The sequence below is a fragment of the Bacillus sp. 5mfcol3.1 genome (genome assembly GCF_900114335.1).
Classification (GTDB): domain Bacteria; phylum Bacillota; class Bacilli; order Bacillales; family Bacillaceae_G; genus Bacillus_A; species Bacillus_A thuringiensis_S.
Genome location: NZ_FOST01000001.1, coordinates 196435 through 213607 on the forward strand (window position 1 = coordinate 196435; position 17173 = coordinate 213607).

The window sequence follows — 17173 nt, forward strand, 5'->3', positions numbered from 1 at the left end:
AAAAGGGGGAGAAATTATGAAAGGGAATCAGTTACTTCGGAAAGAGTTCACGGAAATTATAAAAAGTAAAAAAATATTAATTCCAATTATTGCGGTCTTATTCGTACCAATTTTATATGCAGGGATGTTTTTGTGGGCTTTTTGGGATCCGTATAAACAGTTAGATGACTTACCAGTTGCAGTAGTCAATTTAGATAAAGGCGCAGTATTTGATGGGAAACCAATTGAGGTCGGAAAAGGGCTCGTTGATAATTTAAAAGATAATAAAAGTTTTAAATGGGAGTTCGTAAGTGAAAAAGAAGCGAAGAAAGGAATGGAAGGTAGAAAGTATTACATGTTAGTGCGCATTCCAGATGACTTCTCAAGTAACGCTACAACGTTACTAAAAGACGATCCGAAGCCATTAAACTTAGAATATATTCCAAACGAAAGTTTGAACTTCTTATCTTCACAAATTGGCGGAACAGCCATTGAAAAAATTAAAGGTGAAGTAGCAAGCACGTTAACGAAAACATATGCAGAGAAAATGTTTGATTCCATTCAAGACGTCTCAAAAGGATTAGCAGATGGGGCGGAAGGAGCAAATAAACTACACGACGGATCAAGTGAGCTGCATGATGGTTCAAGTAAAGTGACGGATGGCCTTCATACACTGCAAGGGAAATCTGGGGAGATGAAGGATGGCGTTGGGAAACTATTTGATGGATCTGGGAAAGTGACAGCAGGTTTAAATACGTTAAATAGTAAAACAGGTGAGATGCAAATAGGTATCGGAAAATTAGTAGATGGATCAGGAAAAGTAACAGATGGTTTACATGTATTAAATAGCAATGCAGGTATCGGAAAATTAGTAGATGGATCAGGAAAAGTAACAGATGGTTTACATGCACTAAATAGCAATACAGGTATCGGGAAATTAGTAGATGGATCAGGAAAAGTAACAGATGGTTTACATGCACTAAATGGCAATGCGGGTATCGGGAAATTAGTAGACGGCTCAGGAAAAGTAACGAACGGTTTAAATACGTTAAATAGTAAAACAAGTGAGATGCAAACAGGTATCGGAAAATTAGTAGATGGGTCAGGAAAAGTAACAGACGGTTTAAATACGTTAAATAACAAAACGGGTGAAATGCAAAAAGGTATTGGCGAATTGCGTAATGGATCTGAGAAAGTGACCGGTGGTTTGAACAAATTAGTAAGTAAATCCGGTGAATTAAAAACAGGAACAACTGATTTATCAAATGGTATGGAACAACTGGTTGGGGGACAAAACCAATTAGAGGTAGCTTCTCAAAAAATTGAAAAGGGTTTGCAAGATTTAAATAGTAAAGTGAAAAATTCTGCTGCAGGTTTAGAGGAAATACAGTCGAAAGGCCCTTCTATATTGAATACAGTAAATGAGAAAATAGATGGAGCTGGGGCGAATGTAAATCAGTTAAATGAACTTACGCAATCAACAGCAGGAGATGCCAAAAATGCAGCACAAGAGGTAGCGAATTTACAAAAGCAAATTGAAAGTTTACCGAAAGAATATCAAGAGCAGTTACAACCATTCATAACAAGTGCTGTAAAAAGTACAGCGACAGTTCAGCAAAAATCTACCGGAGTAGCAGGTGGAACAAATAAATTAAATGAAGAAGTAAAACAATTAAAAGGCGAAATAAATCAAAAAACAAGTGATGCACAAAACAAACTACCGAATACAGCGAAATTGGACTCTTTAACAGAGGGTATTGAGAAATTAGCCAGTGCACAAAAAGGATTTGTTGAAAATTTCCAAGGGTTTGGTAAGAATTTAAATGTAGCAAAAGAAGGCGCAAATAAATTTAAAAATGAATCCGGTCAATTAATTGATGCGATAAATCAATTAGCAGATGGCTCTGGTCAAGTAACAGGTGGTTTAGGTGCATTATCTGTAGGAGCAAATCAAATGGCAGGTGGTGTACATCAATTAGCAGATGGCTCAAGTCAAGTAACAGACGGTTTAGGAACATTGTCTGCAGGAGCAAACCAAATGGCAGGTGGAGTAAATCAATTAGCAGATGGCTCAAGCCAAGTAACAGGCGGTTTAGGAACATTATCTGTAGGAGTAACGAAATTAGCGGATGGCTCAAGCCAAGTAACAGGCGGTTTAGGAACATTATCTGTAGGGGTGTCCAAATTAGCAGATGGCTCCGGTCAAGTAACAGGCGGTTTAGGAACATTATCAGCAGGGGTATCCAAATTAGCAGATGGTTCAAGCCAAGTAACAGGTGGTTTAGGAACATTATCTGTAGGAGCAAATCAAATGGCAGGTGGAGTAAATCAATTAGCAGACGGCTCCGGTCAAGTAACAACAGGCTTAGGTACATTATCAACTGGCTCAACCCAGCTAATCGACGGTGTAAATAAACTAGCAGACGGATCAGGAAAAGTAACGGATGGTCTCGTAAAAGTAAACGATGGTTCAGGTGAACTTGCTGAGAAACTTGGCGAAGGAGCAGAAAAAACTGGTGAAGTAAAAGGGACGGATAAAACGTATGATATGTTTGCAAGTCCTGTAAAAGTGAAGACGGAAAAAATAGCGGAAGTTCCAAACTATGGAACTGGATTTACACCATATTTTTTATCACTTGGTTTATTCGTTGGGGCATTACTACTATCTATCGTATACCCATTACGCGATACAGTCGGTGTTCCAAAATCAGGGTTTAGCTGGTTTATTAGTAAGTTCGGTGTTTTACTATCCGTCGGTATTATTCAAGCGATAGTAGCAGATGTTATATTACTGTTCGGATTAGGTGTAGAAGTACAAAGTATTCCGTACTTCATACTCTTTAGCATCGTTACAAGTTTAGCGTTTATTGCATTAATTCAATGTTTAGTAACAGCATTCGGTGATGCGGGCCGTTTTATCGCCATCATCACATTAATTATGCAGCTTACAACAAGTGCTGGAACATTCCCGTTAGAGTTGATTCCGAAGTTTTTACAACCATTCAATGCTTGGTTACCGATGACATACTCTGTATCAGGATTGAAAGCAGTCGTATCGAGTGGAGACTTTGACTTCATGTGGCAAAACATAGGGATGCTCATGATCTTTATCGTTGTATTATCACTTGGAACAATCGCTTCCTTAACTTTGATGCACAAACGACAATTTAAAAATGTTGCTGAAAACCAATCGGTTGAAGCGTAGATAAAAGCACCTTTTTGGTGCTTTTTTTATTAGTTTTGTTTTATCCCGCTTTAATGATGGGCAGTAAGACCCCACCTCAAAATTCAGCGAAAGCAAAGAAGTTAGGTGGGGATCAACTGCCCATTAAAGCCCCATTGGTGAGGGCTAATAATCAGTGGGGGATGAAGAAACCCCCACTGATTAAAGTTTCACTTCATTGGTTGAGAAAGTTCATTTGTTTTTCTGTTTTTACGGAACAAGTATATAACGATACTTATAAGAATAATTGTAGCTACAATCCAAATAAATGGACCATATTTTTCAGCAAAAGTATATAGTTTCATATTACTAGCAATTTCCTCTTTTGTTTTTCCTATTAGAATTTCAGAACCACTATACCCTTCAAGGGTATCCCCCTTTTTTATGCCAAAAATAAGAGTGTCTGATTTGTTTTCTATTCCCGTATATCGGTATCCTTTACTTTTAATTGTTAATTGAGTATCATTCTTTTTTAGTGAGTAATCTTCGATGGAAATATCTTTTCCTGACAGTGTAATTGGTTCCATCGAAAAACGAATTTCTTTTAATGCAGGAAGAACCTCATTATTTAGTAAGAGCTGCTTTGCAATATGTTGCTCTGTATCAATGTTTATCCAATTTGCTTTTCGTCGTTTATACGTATTAATTTCAAGGAGTGCGAATTCTTTATTTTGAAGTTTTTCCTCTGTAATAGGTTGCGCAGTAGTTAATGCTCCTTTTAATAAAATCACACCGTCTTTTGCAGATTGAAATGAAGAGACTTCTTTCGTTTCTTTTAATGTATTGATAGCACTTCTATAATCTTCTTTTCCTAAAAGAACAGCTCCTGTATGTACGGTTAAAATAAGATATAGAATGCTTAATACTATAATAGCTTTTTTCACTATGTACCCTCCAAAGTATGTATAAGTTAATTGTAACATAATTTACCATTTTTAATTTGTTAATTTGAATAATGGGTTGCAAATGTAAAAGTGGTAAGTCAGTTTGAAGAAAGTGTGGGTGAGAGGAGTAAAAATGAAAAGGAATTCCATAATAGGAAACCAGAAGATACAAAGAAAATAGATAGTAGAATATATACGTCTGTCGTAGTAGCTTCATTATCGAATAAGGGAGGAAGCAGTGTTGAAGCACCTATGGTGAAAAATAGCAAAAAAGATAATGGATAAGAAAAATTTATCAATTTTAGAGTGAAATATCATTTATAATCATCCTTCTCCTTAATTTCACCATATCGCATGTGCAGTTTAAACGAAAGAAAAGGATTTACAACAATTTACAGAGAAAACTAGAATAGAGGAGTTGATATGATGAAAGGAAATCTTACTTATTATTTTATCTTAAATCCGCTAATCATCTTTCTTGTTTACGCCCTTTCACCTATCTTGTTTCATAAAGAAAAATATATAAATATGAAAGATGCACTAGGAATACTTTTAGTTTACTATGTGCTAATTAGCGGGTATTACTTTATGGATGTTATAAGTAAAAGAATGAAGAAGAATAGTGAGGACAAATAATAAAGTTTTATGGCGTGAAAATCGATGGAGGACAACAAAATGACTGAAAGTGAAATGAAATTCCGCGATACGACCATTCGTAACTTTTTCGATAAAGAGGATCGTTTAAAATCGATTCCAGGTCAAAAGAAGAAAAAACTAGTATTGTTAGAGCATTTAGTTAGCAAGTTAAATGCTGAAAATCAATATACAGAAAAAGAAATTAATACATTCATAAAACAATATCATGATGATTTTTGTACAATTAGACGTGAATTTATTGTACATAGGTTTATGGATAGAGAGGATAATATGTACCGTATAAACGGGAGAGAAGTTTGGACGAAGTGGGAGGAGTTAAAATAATGAATCAGCGAGGGGATCCCCGCTGATTATAAGCCTGTGCTAGTCTTGCTGTTTCTTTGTAGTAAGTCTATGAACGCTTCAACATTCGAACTTGTAATGTATCCAAGTGTTATATATTCATCTTCATAGTAAAATATTATTTTTTTGTCAAAGATTCTTCTCTTCGTTTCTACGGATAATATTTTTTCATAATCAAATTCGGCAATGAATGTGTTTTTATATTGGCTAAAAAAGAGAAGTCTTCTATTAGTAGCAAGTAACATGCCACGATATGGGACTTTATGCGTAATCATATAGCCAGTAAGTGAACATTTTAAAGTAGATAAAATCTTTTCTTCTTTATGTAATAGTTGTTTTGCAGCTGTTAATATTGGATTCATTGCATACATTCCTTTTATTTTGATGTATGAATATTGTATCAAGAGTAAAAAGATTCTCAATATGTAATATTGCATATTGGGCGTTTTATAGTTTTAATATTATTTTTAAAAAGAAAAAGTACGAGGTGATTCAATGATACGGTTAGTAAAAGAGACTGATGCAGAAGCAATTATGAATATTAGAAAAGAAATTATATTATCGGAAACTACTACAAAATTTTTCATAGTATCCCCAAAGAAGTTACCGAATGATAGTAATGCAGAAAGAGAAAAGATACGGAAAAGTAATGAGAAAGGTAATCTTTATATCGTGTATGAAGTAGATAGGAAGGTAGTTGGATTTTTAATTTTCAACCGATATGAACTAGAACGGTTACAACACGTAGGCACAATGGGAATGGGGATTAAAGAGGCGTATTGTAATCAAGGCATCGGCACGAAATTAATTGAATTTCTTATTAGTTGGGCGAAAGGGCAGAAAGGTTTAGAGAAAATTTGCTTAGGTGTAGTTTCTGTTAATGATCGGGCAATTAAAGTGTACAAACGTATGGGTTTTGTAGAAGAAGGGAGACAACGAAAGCAAATAAAGTATGAAGATGGATCATATGGAGATGACGTATTGATGGGGTTTTATATTGAATAAAGGATATATGGTATTAAGAAAAGGAATGTACATAACGTAAATTTCTAAAAGTAGTATATTGCCCCTGCATTAACAGACTTTTTCCTATGTATAATATTAATATAGTAAAATCATAACAACCGATATTGCAGTTTCCAATAATATACTATATAATCAATTTAAGAAAACGTTTTCATGCAAAGGGGGAGAATTTCGTGTCGACTATAGAGGACGTGGCGAAATTAGCGGGGTTATCAAGGACAACGGTTTCTAGGGTGATTAATAATCATCCATATGTTTCAGATGAGAAGAAAAAAAGGGTTCAATTAGCAATGAAGCATTTAGGCTTCGTTCCTAATTCTGCGGCGAGAAGGCTTCGTAAACAAAAAACGGAAACAATTGCGGTGCTAGTTCCAAGGATTACAAATCCTTTCTTCAGTAGATTTATTGAAGCAATCGAGATTGCTGCTTCTGAACATAAATATAAACTGATTATTTGTCAAACAAGATATTTACCGGAAAAAGAGATGGAGTATTTACAATTATTATCTACGAAACAAGTAGATGGGATTATTCTATGTTCACTAGAAAATCCGTGGGAAGATGTAGAGCCATACTTACAGCACGGTCCAATCGTGTTGTGTAATGAATATATTGAGGAAGCAAATATTCCAACAGTGAAGTTTGATCATGCGCAAGGAGCATACATAGCTGCGAAGCATGTGTTAGATCAAGGATATCGTAATCTTATTTTTTGCCGTGGTAACGAAACCAAATTAGTTAGCCAGCAGCGAAAAATGGGCTTTTTACGTGCAATAACTGAGAAGAGCCGCCAAGTAGAAGCGATTGACTTTCTTGAAAACGCTTTCTCTTGGGAAGATGGAAAACGAATATTCCATGAAGTATTAAAGGACAAAAAAAATCCTACCGCGATTTTGGCAGGAGGCGATGAGGTAGCAGCTGGAATTATCTCAGAGGCGAAGCACCATAACTGGAGCATTCCAGAGGATCTCGCTGTTATCGGTTTTGATAATCAAATATTATCGCAGATTACAGAACCAGGTATTACGACAATTGAACAGCCAATTGATGAAATGGCCCGAAAAGTTGTCGATCTGATGATGGATAAAATCCATACGAAAAATTATCGAAAAAAAGAATTGTATGAGTTTGAACTGGAGCTCTTGGTGAAAGGTTCAACGATGAAGGATAAGATGTTATTAGCCTAGTAGACTATGTCTGCTAGGTTTTTTTATGTTCACAAACTACTATTCTTCGTGAACGCAATCGTCACATTTGTTATGGTATGCTTCGTGTTGCTCATCAATTTCTTTCCCACAGTGCGCACAAGTTTTCGTCGGTAAATTTCTGAAAAACTCCATTGGTTGATCGATCATGTCAATCCCTCCATTTCCATTTCTTACTATCATTGTATTAGTACAAAAAATAAAAGTCAACAACTGTTTTATAACAAAATTGAAAATTAATGAAAAAGTTTAGGAAATGGATTATAGTTAACAATGTAGGATGTAAGTAAAAAACTTTCTCAAGTACGGAGAAAAACTGCATTCCTACTCGGTTTTAGAAAGGATGGATACATATGAAAATGACTGTTGTCGGCTTTTGGGGCGGCTTTCCAGAAGCGGGAGAAGCAACGTCGGGGTATTTGTTTGAACACGATGGTTTTCGTTTACTTGTAGACTGTGGTAGTGGTGTACTAGCACAGATTCAAAAATATATAACACCATTTGATATAGATGCAGTTGTACTGTCACACTATCATCACGATCATGTTGCGGACATTGGGGTATTGCAATATGCGAGATTAATTACGAGTGCGACAACAAGGCAACTACCGGAATTACCAATATACGGTCATATGTTTGACGAGAATGGATTCCATTCTTTAACACATGAACCACATACGAAAGGAATCGCGTACAATCCAGAAGAAACACTTCAAGTTGGACCGTTCTCGATTTCGTTCTTAAAAACTGTTCATCCTGTTACATGCTTTGCGATGCGTATTACAGCTGGAGATGATGCTGTAGTATACAGCGCTGATTCAAGTTATATTCCTGAATTCATTCCATTCACAAAAGATGCTGATCTTTTCATTTGTGAGTGTAATATGTATGCACATCAAGAGGCTGCAAAAGCAGGGCATATGAATAGTACAGAAGTAGCAAGTATTGCAAAAGATGCGAATGTAAAAGAACTTTTATTAACGCACTTACCGCATACAGGCAACCCATCTGATTTAGTAACAGAAGCAAAACAAATTTTCAGTGGCCATATTACGCTAGCGCATAGTGGCTACGTATGGAACTCATGAGGTGATACGATGTTATTTATTGATAATAAAGGAATTACAGATCCTAGAATAAACTTAGCGATCGAAGAATATTGTGTGAAGAATTTAGATATTAACGAAACATATTTACTGTTCTACATTAATGAGCCTTCGATTATCATTGGTAAAAATCAAAACACAGTAGAAGAAATTAATGCAGATTACGTAAAAGAAAAAGGTATTCATGTCGTTCGTCGTCTATCAGGCGGAGGCGCAGTATATCATGATTTAGGAAACTTAAACTTCAGTTTTATTACGAAAGATGATGGAGACAGTTTCAGCAACTTCAAAAAATTCACAGAGCCTGTAACGAAAGCGCTTAGTAAATTAGGTGTAAAGGCAGAACTAAGTGGTCGTAACGACATTTTAGCTGAAGGTAGAAAAATTTCAGGTAACGCGCAGTTCTCAACGAAAGGTCGTATGTTCAGCCACGGTACGTTACTATTTGACTCTGAAATCGATCACGTCGTATCAGCGTTAAAAGTAAAAATGGATAAGATTCAATCAAAAGGTATTAAATCAATCCGTAGCCGCGTCGCGAACATTACAGAGTTCCTAAACGAAGAAATGACGACAGAAGAGTTTAGACAACTTCTTCTAGAAACAATTTTCGAAGGAGAAACAGAAATCCCAACGTACGAATTAACAGAAAATGATTGGAAAGAGATCCATAAACTTTCTGAAGAACGTTACCAAAATTGGGATTGGAACTATGGAAAATCACCGAAGTTCAACTTACAACATTCACACCGCTTCCCAGTTGGACAAGTTGATGTTCGTCTTGAAGTGAAAAAAGGAACAGTAACAGAATGTAAAATTTACGGCGACTTCTTCGGTTCACTAGATGTTCATGATATTGAAGAGCGTCTAACAGGCGTTCAGTTCGATAAAGATGCATTCACTGCAGCTTTAGAAGGCGTAGATATCGCACGCTACTTCGGTAACATTACAACAGAAGATTTCTTACATTTATTCTTCTAAAAATGAGGGAGGCTGCCATAAAGGCAGCCTCTTTCTTTTTGTAGTTTTGTCGATATAATTCCATTTACCACAAAATGTATACTTACAGGACATCTGCCTCTTATAAAGGAATATATATATGAAAAGGAGGCGGATCGATATGAAAAGGGTCATACACATTGTAATATTGCTCGGATTCGTCATTGGGATTGCAGCGTGTAACAGTGAAACTTCCTCAAGTCGTACCCTTTTATCTATCGGAAAGCCAGCGCGGGATAATGTTATATATTTTACGCATACAGATAACAAACGAAAGATACAGGATATACAGGACAGGTTTCAAAATAAGGAATGGAAAAGAAATGAAACATTCAGCACTGTTAATAAAACGCCAGATGTCGTCTTATCAATAGATGAAAACAATAAAGGGTTACCGACGTTATATGTTACCGTGTATTTTCATGAAAATGGAGCGGACGTTTTGAATTTGTATGGAGAGTATACGAACTTAAATAAAGAGGAACTTGAAAAGCTTAAAGAAAAGATGAGTGCATATTATCCTAAAATGATTTTTGGTCTAGTGTTATAAATTACTTGCAAATAAAATCCCCTTATTTTTCCAAAGTAAACTAAGAGAAGGTGATCTGTCTATATGCAGTTAATAGAATATCACTTGCTACTTTAATTTTCTTTTAATATAATTAATTTAGAATTTTTAAATATTCTAAATTTTATAAAGGTGGGGTTTTTGTGAATCTCGTTCAATCTTTGGCTGAAACGGCAAAAAAGAAAGGGGATAAACCGGCTTATATATTTATGGATCAGTCGGTCTCATATGACCAATTAAACAAAATGGTCACAAGGTTTTCTAGCAATTTAGCAGAAATGGGCATTGGAAAAGGGGACAATGTCGCATTAGTTGTTGGGAACTCACCACATTTTTTGGTCGGTTTATACGGAACAATGAAAGCTGGAGCAACTGTTATTCCAGTTAATCCAATTTATACAGCAGACGAAATGCATTACATTTTACAAAATGGAGATGTAAAAACAATCATCGTACTCGACGTCCTTCTACCTGTTATACAATCTCTTACAACAAGACTTCCTTCATTAGAAAACATCATCATATGCGAAACCTCATCAGATTTTAACCATACAGAAACCGAAAAAATGAAAACGTTTACTAGTTTTGTGGGGGCTGGAGACTTACAATACGAAGGCCCTGAACTAGATGAAGAAGATGTAGCGGTTATCCTATACACTTCAGGTACAACTGGAAAACCAAAAGGCGCTATGTTAACACATAAAAATTTATATAGTAATGCGAATGATGTTGCGTCTTATTTACAATTTACTGCTGACGATCGCGTCGTTGCGGCACTGCCAATGTTCCATGTGTTCTGTTTAACAGTTGCGGTAAATGCACCGATTGTGAACGGGGCAACAATTTTAATGTTACCGAAATTTAGTCCGAAAGAAGTATTCCGTATTTGTCGCACGTACGAACCAACGATTTTTGCTGGCGTACCGACGATGTACAATTATTTATATTTATTTGAAGAAGCAAGCGCAGAAGATGTGAAGACGCTTCGTCTTTGTATTTCCGGTGGTGCATCGATGCCTGTTGCTCTTCTGCAAAACTTTGAAAAACGTTTTAACGTTATTGTTTCAGAAGGATACGGTTTATCAGAGGCATCACCAGTTACTTGTTTCAACCCGCTAGATCGTCCTCGTAAACCAGGATCAATTGGCACAAATATTTGGCATGTAGAAAATAAAATTGTAAATGAACTTGGGGAAGAAGTACCTGTCGGCGCAGTCGGCGAATTAATCGTTCGCGGACCTAACGTTATGAAAGGATACTATAATGCACCAGAAGATACAGCTGCGACATTGAAAGACGGCTGGCTATATACAGGTGACTTAGCGAAAATGGATGAAGAAGGTTACTTCTATATCGTTGATCGTAAAAAAGATATCGTCTTAGTTGGCGGTTATAACGTATACCCTCGTGAAGTAGAAGAAGTATTATATACGCACGAATCAGTAGCGGAAGTTGTTGTAATCGGTGTTCCTGATGAAAACTTAGGAGAAGCAGTGCGAGCTTACGTCGTTCTGAAACAAACGAACGTAACAGAAGAAGAACTAATGCATTACTGTACGTTACATTTAGCGAAATATAAAGTGCCGAAAAGCATTGAGTTTTTAATAGAATTACCGAAGAATACGACTGGTAAGTTGTTAAGAAGAGCATTGAGAGAGAAAGCGATGCAAGTGTAAAAATGAGGCAACCATCTTTGAAGGTGGTTGCCTCATTTTTTTGTGCATTGATTAAGCTGTGGTGCCATATATTTAAAGCTTCATATGACCAACAAGGAGGAGATATACATAGAACAGAAGGGATTAACGCTTACGGCGAGTGCAATATCTTATTTGTGAAATTATGGATGAACTCTGAAAATGATAAGAACGGTAATTTTAATCAAAATGGAGTAATGAACCGTGAATCAATGGCTACGGTGTTAGTAAATGCATATAAATTAGAATGGAATGAAAATAGTAAGTTACCAAAAGAATTTGCTGATTTGAAAAATCATTGGGCTCGAAGTATGCCAATATTTTAGTTTAGTAAGAAAATTCAAATTCCAAGTTGACACATATGAATTACAGAATTAAAATGAAAAGAAATCGAATACAATACATTAGAAGCTAATCAGATAAACTGAAGGCGCACAATGTTCACATTTGTGAATATATTGTGTGCCTTTTTCTATTGTATAAACTAAGGGGGCTTAACGATGAAAAAGTGGGGTAAGACAGCGTTTATGAAAAGTACAGGTGTTTTATTATCAGCAGTTGTACTTTTATCAGGGTGTGGTTCGGCAACATCCACTAGTAATTCTGAAGGAAGTGGAGATAAAAAAAAAGTTGAGCTTTTAAATGTTTCTTATGATCCAACGAGGGAGTTATATCAAGATTTCAATAAAGATTTTGCGAAGTATTGGAAAGAGAAGCATGGGCAAACAGTAAATGTAAAACAATCACACGGGGGATCTGGAAGTCAAGCGCGCTCTGTTATTGATGGCTTAGAAGCAGACGTTGTTACACTAGCACTTGCTTATGATATTGATGCGATTAGTAAGAAAAAACAACTAGCAGAAGATTGGCAGAAGCGACTTGCGAATAATTCCACTCCATACACGTCAACAATTGTATTTCTTGTTCGAAAAGGAAACCCGAAAGGAATTAAAGACTGGGATGATTTAACGAAAAAAGGTGTGTCTGTCATTACACCAAATCCAAAAACATCAGGCGGAGCACGTTGGAACTATTTAGCGGCGTGGGGATACGCATTGAAAAAATATAATAATAGTGAAGATAAGGCGAAAGAGTTTGTTAGCCAAATTTATAAAAACGTAGAAGTATTAGATTCAGGAGCGCGCGGAGCAACGACAACATTTGTTGAAAAAGGAATTGGTGACGTATTAATCGCATGGGAAAATGAAGCGTTATTATCTCAAAAAGAGCTTGGAAAAGATAAATTTGAAATTGTAACCCCCTCTATTAGTGTACTTGCAGAACCACCAGTAGCGGTTGTAGATAAAGTCGTTGATAAAAAAGGAACGAAAAAAGTAGCAGAAGGGTATCTTGAATATTTGTACTCAGAAAAAGGACAGGAAATTGCGGCGAAAAACTTTTATCGTCCGCGTAATGAAAAAGTAGCAGAAAAATATGCATCCCAATTTCCGAAAGTTCAATTATTTACAGTAGATGAACTATTTGGTGGCTGGAAAAAAGCACAAGAAAAACACTTTAATGACGGCGGCGTATTCGATAAAATTTATCAAAAATAATGCACTGCTAAAGGGGGATGAGGTGAAAGAGGATGAGGAAGAAGCGTGTTTTACCAGGATTTGGATTATCGCTTGGATTTACAATGTTGTACATGAGTTTATTCGTACTTATACCACTTTCTATCGTATTTATTCAAACTTCACAGTTAGGTTGGAAGAAGTTCGCTGGGGTTATAACGAACGAGCGTGTGTTGCATTCCTATCAAGTTAGTTTTACAACTTCATTTGCAGCTGCTATTGTAAATGCCATTTTCGGTTTATTAATAGCTTGGGTGCTCGTACGCTACAAATTTCCAGGGAAACGACTATTAGACGGACTCATTGATTTACCGTTTGCACTTCCGACAGCTGTAGCTGGTATTACACTTACAACGCTTTATGCGGAAAATGGATGGATTGGAAAAATATTTAGTCTGTTTCACATAAAAGTAGCTTTTACACCACTCGGAATTATCGTTGCGCTTACTTTTATCGGTTTACCATTTGTCGTTCGAATGGTGCAACCAGTGCTGCAAAATATTGATAAAGAAGTAGAAGAGGCAGCTGCGAGTTTAGGTGCATCCCGCTTGCAAATATTTGTGAAAATCATTTTACCAGAGATCTTTCCCGCTCTTCTTGCAGGTTTTTCACTCGCATTTGCAAGAGCATTAGGAGAATACGGATCTGTCGTTTTCATCGCAGGTAATATGCCGATGAAAACAGAAATTGCACCACTGATGATTATGACGAAACTAGAACAATATGATTATGCGGGGGCAACAGCTGTAGCGACCGTGATGCTTATTATTTCTCTCCTTTTCCTTCTTCTTATTAATATGATTCAAAGCTGGAGTAGAAGGCATGAACTAAAAAGTGAATAGGAGGAGAGAAAATGGAACCAACAGTATTAGAAAAGAAAATAGTAAAAAGCGTATCAGCTAGAAAAGAATCTAAGCTTGTACCAGGCATATTAATTACGATTACAGTTTTATTTTTATCTCTCTTTCTATTACTGCCACTCATAACTATTTTTCTAAAAGCCTTTGAAAGAGGGATGGATGTATACATTGCCGCTATTACAGATCAAGAAGCATTTTCAGCAATTAGATTAACGCTTCTCGTTGCGTTAATCGTTGTGCCTCTTAATACGATATTTGGGATAGCGGCCGCATGGCTTATTACAAAGTTTCAGTTTAAAGGAAAACAAGTATTACTCTCTCTTATTGAACTGCCGTTTGCTGTGTCACCAGTTATCGCAGGATTAGTATTCGTTTTACTTTTCACACCGAGGGGTGCTCTTGGCGAATGGTTACTTGAACATGGAGTGAAACTCATTTTCTCTGTACCAGGCATTATTATCGCAACAATCTTTGTAACCTTCCCGTTCGTTGCACGTGAATTAATTCCCATTATGCAGGCGCAAGGGAAAAGTGAAGAAGAGGCAGCTTTATCACTTGGCGCAAGTGGCTGGAAAATGTTTTGGCGCGTTACGCTTCCAAATATAAAATGGGGTCTTTTATACGGCATGATTCTATGTAATGCCCGTGCTATCGGTGAGTTCGGAGCCGTTTCTGTCGTATCAGGTCACGTGCGTGGTATTACGAATACGATGCCGCTTCATATTGAAATTTTGTACAATGAATATCAATTTTCAGCAGCATTTGCAGTAGCGACGTTAATGTCATTAATTGCAGTGTTTACACTCATTATAAAAAACGGGATTGAATGGCGAATGGAAAAACGACAATAAGAGGGGGATTACGGTGAGTATTCAAATTCAAGGTGTATCAAAGCAATATGGTACATTTCAAGCACTAACAGACATTCATTTGGATATTCCAAAAGGTGAACTTGTTGCCTTATTAGGCCCGTCAGGTTCTGGGAAAACGACGTTATTACGCATTATTGCAGGATTAGAAGAAGCGGATGGGGGTTCTATTTCATTTGATGGGGAAGATTTAACAGACATTCACGTAAAAAACAGGCAAGTCGGTTTCGTCTTTCAGCACTATGCGCTCTTTAAGCATATGAATGTATTTGAGAATGTCGCTTTCGGTTTAAAAGTAAGAAAGAAAAGCTTAAGACCGTCAGCAGAAGCGATAGAAGAAAAGGTAACAGAATTATTAAAGCTCGTAAAAATGGATGGCTTTGCTAAACGTTATCCAGCGCAATTATCTGGTGGACAACGTCAACGTATTGCACTAGCCCGGGCACTTGCAGTCGAACCGAAAATTTTATTACTTGATGAACCGTTCGGTGCACTCGATGCAAAGGTGAGAAAAGAATTACGAAGATGGCTCCGAAAATTACATGACGAATTTCAAATTACGAGCGTATTCGTAACGCATGATCAAGAAGAAGCGTTAGACGTTGCAGACCGCATCGTTGTAATGAATGAAGGCTGCATTGAACAAATGGGAACACCGGAAGAAGTATATGAAAACCCAGCAAGTCCGTTTGTATATGACTTTTTAGGAAATGTAAATTTATTTCACGGCCGCGTTCATAAAGGAAAGCTAAATGTAGGATCGGTCGAACTAGAAGCACCAGAGCATAAGCACGTTTCCAACGTAGACGGAATAGCCTACGTAAGACCGCATGACTTATCAATCTCTCGTACGAAACAAAGCGTAGATGCAATCCCGGCAAAAGTATCTTATTCTCACGCAGTCGGACCTGTCGTATATGTAGAATTAAAACGAGACGAAACAGATGAATATTTAGAAGCAGAAATTACGAAAGAACAGTTCAAACAGCTGAACATTCAAGCGGGTGATTTCGTATACGTACAGCCGAAAGAAGTGAAAGTGTTTATTCCGGAGGATTTTGTAATTTAAATAAAAACCGAACCGTCATCTAAGTGGCGGTTCGGTTTTCTTTATTTTTTCTCTACCAATTTTTTATTCTTCCAATCTAGTGTAAACGATTTGTTAAATGTTTTTTGATCAACGTCTTTTACGTTGTTTCCAACCCAGTTTGCAGTTCCGAATGTGAAGCCTGGACGAAGTTGGTAGTCGTCGGTGTGTTTTGTATAAGCGACTTGTAAGTTAGATTGATCTGTATTTTTTTCAGAGATAACAACAGCAATCATACCAGGAGAGAAACCGCTATTTGTTAGTGCTGGAAGTTGATCCATCGGTATTAAATTACCTTTTGCATCAGATTCATATAAGTATGTGCGAGAGTACATGAACAGTTGGTTTCCATATAAAGAATGATAGGAGTCACGTGTGTAAATACCCCAGTTTTGATTGTTATATCCGTTAAAGAATACGTTCCACTTTACGTTTTTGTTTGTTTGGTCAATTAAATTTGTTTTATAACTAGTTTGTTTATAGCTTACAGAGTCAGACCAAGTGACTTGACCAGTTGCACCAGCTTCACCGCTAGGGCCATTAGGCGTTACAGAAGCTTTAACAGAGCCACCAAGTTGATAAGATACGCTAGATGTTACAGTCGTTTCTTCTACAGCATTTGTAGGTGCTACGTTAAAGAAACGGGCGCTGTTATCTTGAAGATTAAAGGCAATATCATATTGTGAAGGGTAGCGTAATGTTGCACTAGCGCCAGGGATTGGGTAGTTATCAATAGGTGCATCACTTATAGTAGGATTTGCTTTTAGAAAACTACCAGTTGTATTAATAACGGCAATCTGTTTATCAGCGCTTGGGTCATCGATAAAAGTTACCTTTAAAGACATTGTCATATTATCAGCTTGATCATTATTAAATGTATTATAGCTCGTATGTGTTTTTGCATTTTGCCCGATATCTGTTACAACTTGTGACGTCGTTTGAGCGTAAGCAGCAGGTGTTGAAAGAGTTACAGCGCTACTAGCAAAAACAGCGGATAATGCTAAACATTTTAAATATGTTTTAGAACGTTTCATACAATCACTTCCTTTTATTTTTGTCGATATATGTCGTATTACATTTATATCGTAACATGGAAATAA

The 17173-nt window shown here is 36.6% G+C and carries 19 protein-coding genes; 15 read left to right on the forward strand and 4 right to left on the reverse strand.

The genetic code is table 11. The features are described 5' to 3' along the window. Positions 1–16 precede the first annotated feature (16 nt). Positions 17–3184 (forward strand): YhgE/Pip family protein, encoded by a 3168-nt coding sequence (locus BM089_RS00995; protein WP_090975770.1) that lies wholly within the window; start codon positions 17–19, stop codon positions 3182–3184. A gap of 188 nt (positions 3185–3372) precedes the next feature. Here BM089_RS00995 and BM089_RS01000 read toward each other — a convergent pair whose 3' ends face one another. Next, positions 3373–4125 carry a hypothetical protein gene (locus BM089_RS01000; RefSeq protein WP_033667384.1) on the reverse strand — a complete coding sequence of 251 codons (753 nt, stop codon included), beginning with the start codon at positions 4123–4125 and terminating at the stop codon, positions 3373–3375. A gap of 51 nt (positions 4126–4176) precedes the next feature. Here BM089_RS01000 and BM089_RS30915 point away from each other — a divergent pair, with 51 nt between their 5' ends. The 3 genes from BM089_RS30915 (at position 4177) to BM089_RS01015 (ending at position 5067) form a co-directional block, all read left to right on the forward strand. Next, the gene (locus BM089_RS30915) at positions 4177–4371 is read left to right on the forward strand and encodes a hypothetical protein (RefSeq protein WP_000254585.1); all 195 of its coding nucleotides are present in this window, start codon (positions 4177–4179) and stop codon (positions 4369–4371) included. 138 nt (positions 4372–4509) lie between these two features. Continuing rightward, positions 4510–4722 carry a hypothetical protein gene (locus BM089_RS01010; RefSeq protein WP_002093902.1) on the forward strand — a complete coding sequence of 71 codons (213 nt, stop codon included), beginning with the start codon at positions 4510–4512 and terminating at the stop codon, positions 4720–4722. A 39-nt stretch (positions 4723–4761) separates the two neighbouring features. Further along, positions 4762–5067: a DUF2087 domain-containing protein gene (locus tag BM089_RS01015; protein WP_000140298.1), complete on the forward strand. Its 306-nt coding sequence runs from the start codon at positions 4762–4764 to the stop codon at positions 5065–5067. Between the two features lie 26 nt (positions 5068–5093). On the opposite strand, the gene BM089_RS01020 is transcribed toward BM089_RS01015, so the two are convergent. Beyond that, positions 5094–5447, reverse strand: a complete 354-nt coding sequence (locus BM089_RS01020) for a PH domain-containing protein (RefSeq protein WP_001068222.1) — start codon at positions 5445–5447, stop codon at positions 5094–5096. A gap of 133 nt (positions 5448–5580) precedes the next feature. Between BM089_RS01020 and BM089_RS01025 the strand changes: the two genes are divergently transcribed. Both BM089_RS01025 and BM089_RS01030 read left to right on the forward strand, forming a co-directional pair. Continuing rightward, positions 5581–6090, forward strand: coding sequence for a GNAT family N-acetyltransferase (locus BM089_RS01025; RefSeq protein ID WP_090975772.1), 510 nt, complete (start codon positions 5581–5583; stop codon positions 6088–6090). Between the two features lie 194 nt (positions 6091–6284). Beyond that, complete coding sequence (locus BM089_RS01030) at positions 6285–7298, forward strand: LacI family DNA-binding transcriptional regulator (RefSeq protein WP_000103711.1); 1014 nt, start codon at positions 6285–6287, stop codon at positions 7296–7298. A gap of 39 nt (positions 7299–7337) precedes the next feature. Here BM089_RS01030 and yhfH read toward each other — a convergent pair whose 3' ends face one another. Then, entirely contained in the window at positions 7338–7466 is a 129-nt protein-coding gene (gene yhfH / locus BM089_RS01035) for a protein YhfH (protein WP_000567010.1), read from the reverse strand. A 203-nt stretch (positions 7467–7669) separates the two neighbouring features. Here yhfH and BM089_RS01040 point away from each other — a divergent pair, with 203 nt between their 5' ends. The 9 genes from BM089_RS01040 (at position 7670) to BM089_RS01080 (ending at position 16055) form a co-directional block, all read left to right on the forward strand. Continuing rightward, entirely contained in the window at positions 7670–8404 is a 735-nt protein-coding gene (locus tag BM089_RS01040) for an MBL fold metallo-hydrolase (protein ID WP_090975774.1), read from the forward strand. A 9-nt stretch (positions 8405–8413) separates the two neighbouring features. Continuing rightward, positions 8414–9403, forward strand: coding sequence for a lipoate--protein ligase (locus BM089_RS01045; RefSeq protein WP_000897273.1), 990 nt, complete (start codon positions 8414–8416; stop codon positions 9401–9403). A 139-nt stretch (positions 9404–9542) separates the two neighbouring features. Next, positions 9543–9971, forward strand: coding sequence for a hypothetical protein (locus BM089_RS01050; RefSeq protein WP_000832165.1), 429 nt, complete (start codon positions 9543–9545; stop codon positions 9969–9971). 161 nt (positions 9972–10132) lie between these two features. Beyond that, a complete protein-coding gene (locus BM089_RS01055; RefSeq protein ID WP_053565058.1) occupies positions 10133–11665 on the forward strand; it encodes a fatty acid--CoA ligase family protein in 1533 nt (510 codons plus the stop codon). Between the two features lie 167 nt (positions 11666–11832). Continuing rightward, the gene (locus BM089_RS31850) at positions 11833–12009 is read left to right on the forward strand and encodes a hypothetical protein (protein ID WP_001986183.1); all 177 of its coding nucleotides are present in this window, start codon (positions 11833–11835) and stop codon (positions 12007–12009) included. A 174-nt stretch (positions 12010–12183) separates the two neighbouring features. Next, the gene (locus BM089_RS01065) at positions 12184–13239 is read left to right on the forward strand and encodes a sulfate ABC transporter substrate-binding protein (RefSeq protein WP_090975777.1); all 1056 of its coding nucleotides are present in this window, start codon (positions 12184–12186) and stop codon (positions 13237–13239) included. A 32-nt stretch (positions 13240–13271) separates the two neighbouring features. After that, positions 13272–14099: a sulfate ABC transporter permease subunit CysT gene (gene cysT, locus BM089_RS01070; protein WP_090975779.1), complete on the forward strand. Its 828-nt coding sequence runs from the start codon at positions 13272–13274 to the stop codon at positions 14097–14099. Positions 14100–14110: 11 nt separating this feature from the next. After that, positions 14111–14968 (forward strand): sulfate ABC transporter permease subunit CysW, encoded by an 858-nt coding sequence (gene cysW / locus BM089_RS01075; RefSeq protein ID WP_090975781.1) that lies wholly within the window; start codon positions 14111–14113, stop codon positions 14966–14968. A gap of 13 nt (positions 14969–14981) precedes the next feature. Beyond that, positions 14982–16055: a sulfate/molybdate ABC transporter ATP-binding protein gene (locus BM089_RS01080; protein WP_016513149.1), complete on the forward strand. Its 1074-nt coding sequence runs from the start codon at positions 14982–14984 to the stop codon at positions 16053–16055. A 41-nt stretch (positions 16056–16096) separates the two neighbouring features. Here the strand turns inward: BM089_RS01080 and cytK2 are convergent, their stop codons facing one another. Continuing rightward, positions 16097–17107, reverse strand: coding sequence for a beta-channel forming cytolysin CytK2 (gene cytK2 / locus BM089_RS01085; protein ID WP_090975783.1), 1011 nt, complete (start codon positions 17105–17107; stop codon positions 16097–16099). Between the last annotated feature and the right edge of the window lie 66 nt (positions 17108–17173).

Coding starts and splice junctions, on each gene's coding strand:
- BM089_RS01050 (WP_000832165.1), top strand. CDS start 9,543: ATGAAAAGGGTCATACACATTGTAATATTGCTCGGATTCGTCATTGGG.
- BM089_RS01065 (WP_090975777.1), top strand. CDS start 12,184: ATGAAAAAGTGGGGTAAGACAGCGTTTATGAAAAGTACAGGTGTTTTA.
- BM089_RS01000 (WP_033667384.1), bottom strand. CDS start 4,125: ATGTTACAATTAACTTATACATACTTTGGAGGGTACATAGTGAAAAAA.
- BM089_RS01025 (WP_090975772.1), top strand. CDS start 5,581: ATGATACGGTTAGTAAAAGAGACTGATGCAGAAGCAATTATGAATATT.
- BM089_RS00995 (WP_090975770.1), top strand. CDS start 17: ATGAAAGGGAATCAGTTACTTCGGAAAGAGTTCACGGAAATTATAAAA.
- BM089_RS01010 (WP_002093902.1), top strand. CDS start 4,510: ATGATGAAAGGAAATCTTACTTATTATTTTATCTTAAATCCGCTAATC.
- BM089_RS01015 (WP_000140298.1), top strand. CDS start 4,762: ATGACTGAAAGTGAAATGAAATTCCGCGATACGACCATTCGTAACTTT.
- BM089_RS01045 (WP_000897273.1), top strand. CDS start 8,414: ATGTTATTTATTGATAATAAAGGAATTACAGATCCTAGAATAAACTTA.
- cysW (WP_090975781.1), top strand. CDS start 14,111: ATGGAACCAACAGTATTAGAAAAGAAAATAGTAAAAAGCGTATCAGCT.
- cytK2 (WP_090975783.1), bottom strand. CDS start 17,107: ATGAAACGTTCTAAAACATATTTAAAATGTTTAGCATTATCCGCTGTT.
- cysT (WP_090975779.1), top strand. CDS start 13,272: ATGAGGAAGAAGCGTGTTTTACCAGGATTTGGATTATCGCTTGGATTT.
- BM089_RS01020 (WP_001068222.1), bottom strand. CDS start 5,447: ATGAATCCAATATTAACAGCTGCAAAACAACTATTACATAAAGAAGAA.
- BM089_RS31850 (WP_001986183.1), top strand. CDS start 11,833: ATGAACTCTGAAAATGATAAGAACGGTAATTTTAATCAAAATGGAGTA.
- yhfH (WP_000567010.1), bottom strand. CDS start 7,466: ATGATCGATCAACCAATGGAGTTTTTCAGAAATTTACCGACGAAAACT.
- BM089_RS01040 (WP_090975774.1), top strand. CDS start 7,670: ATGAAAATGACTGTTGTCGGCTTTTGGGGCGGCTTTCCAGAAGCGGGA.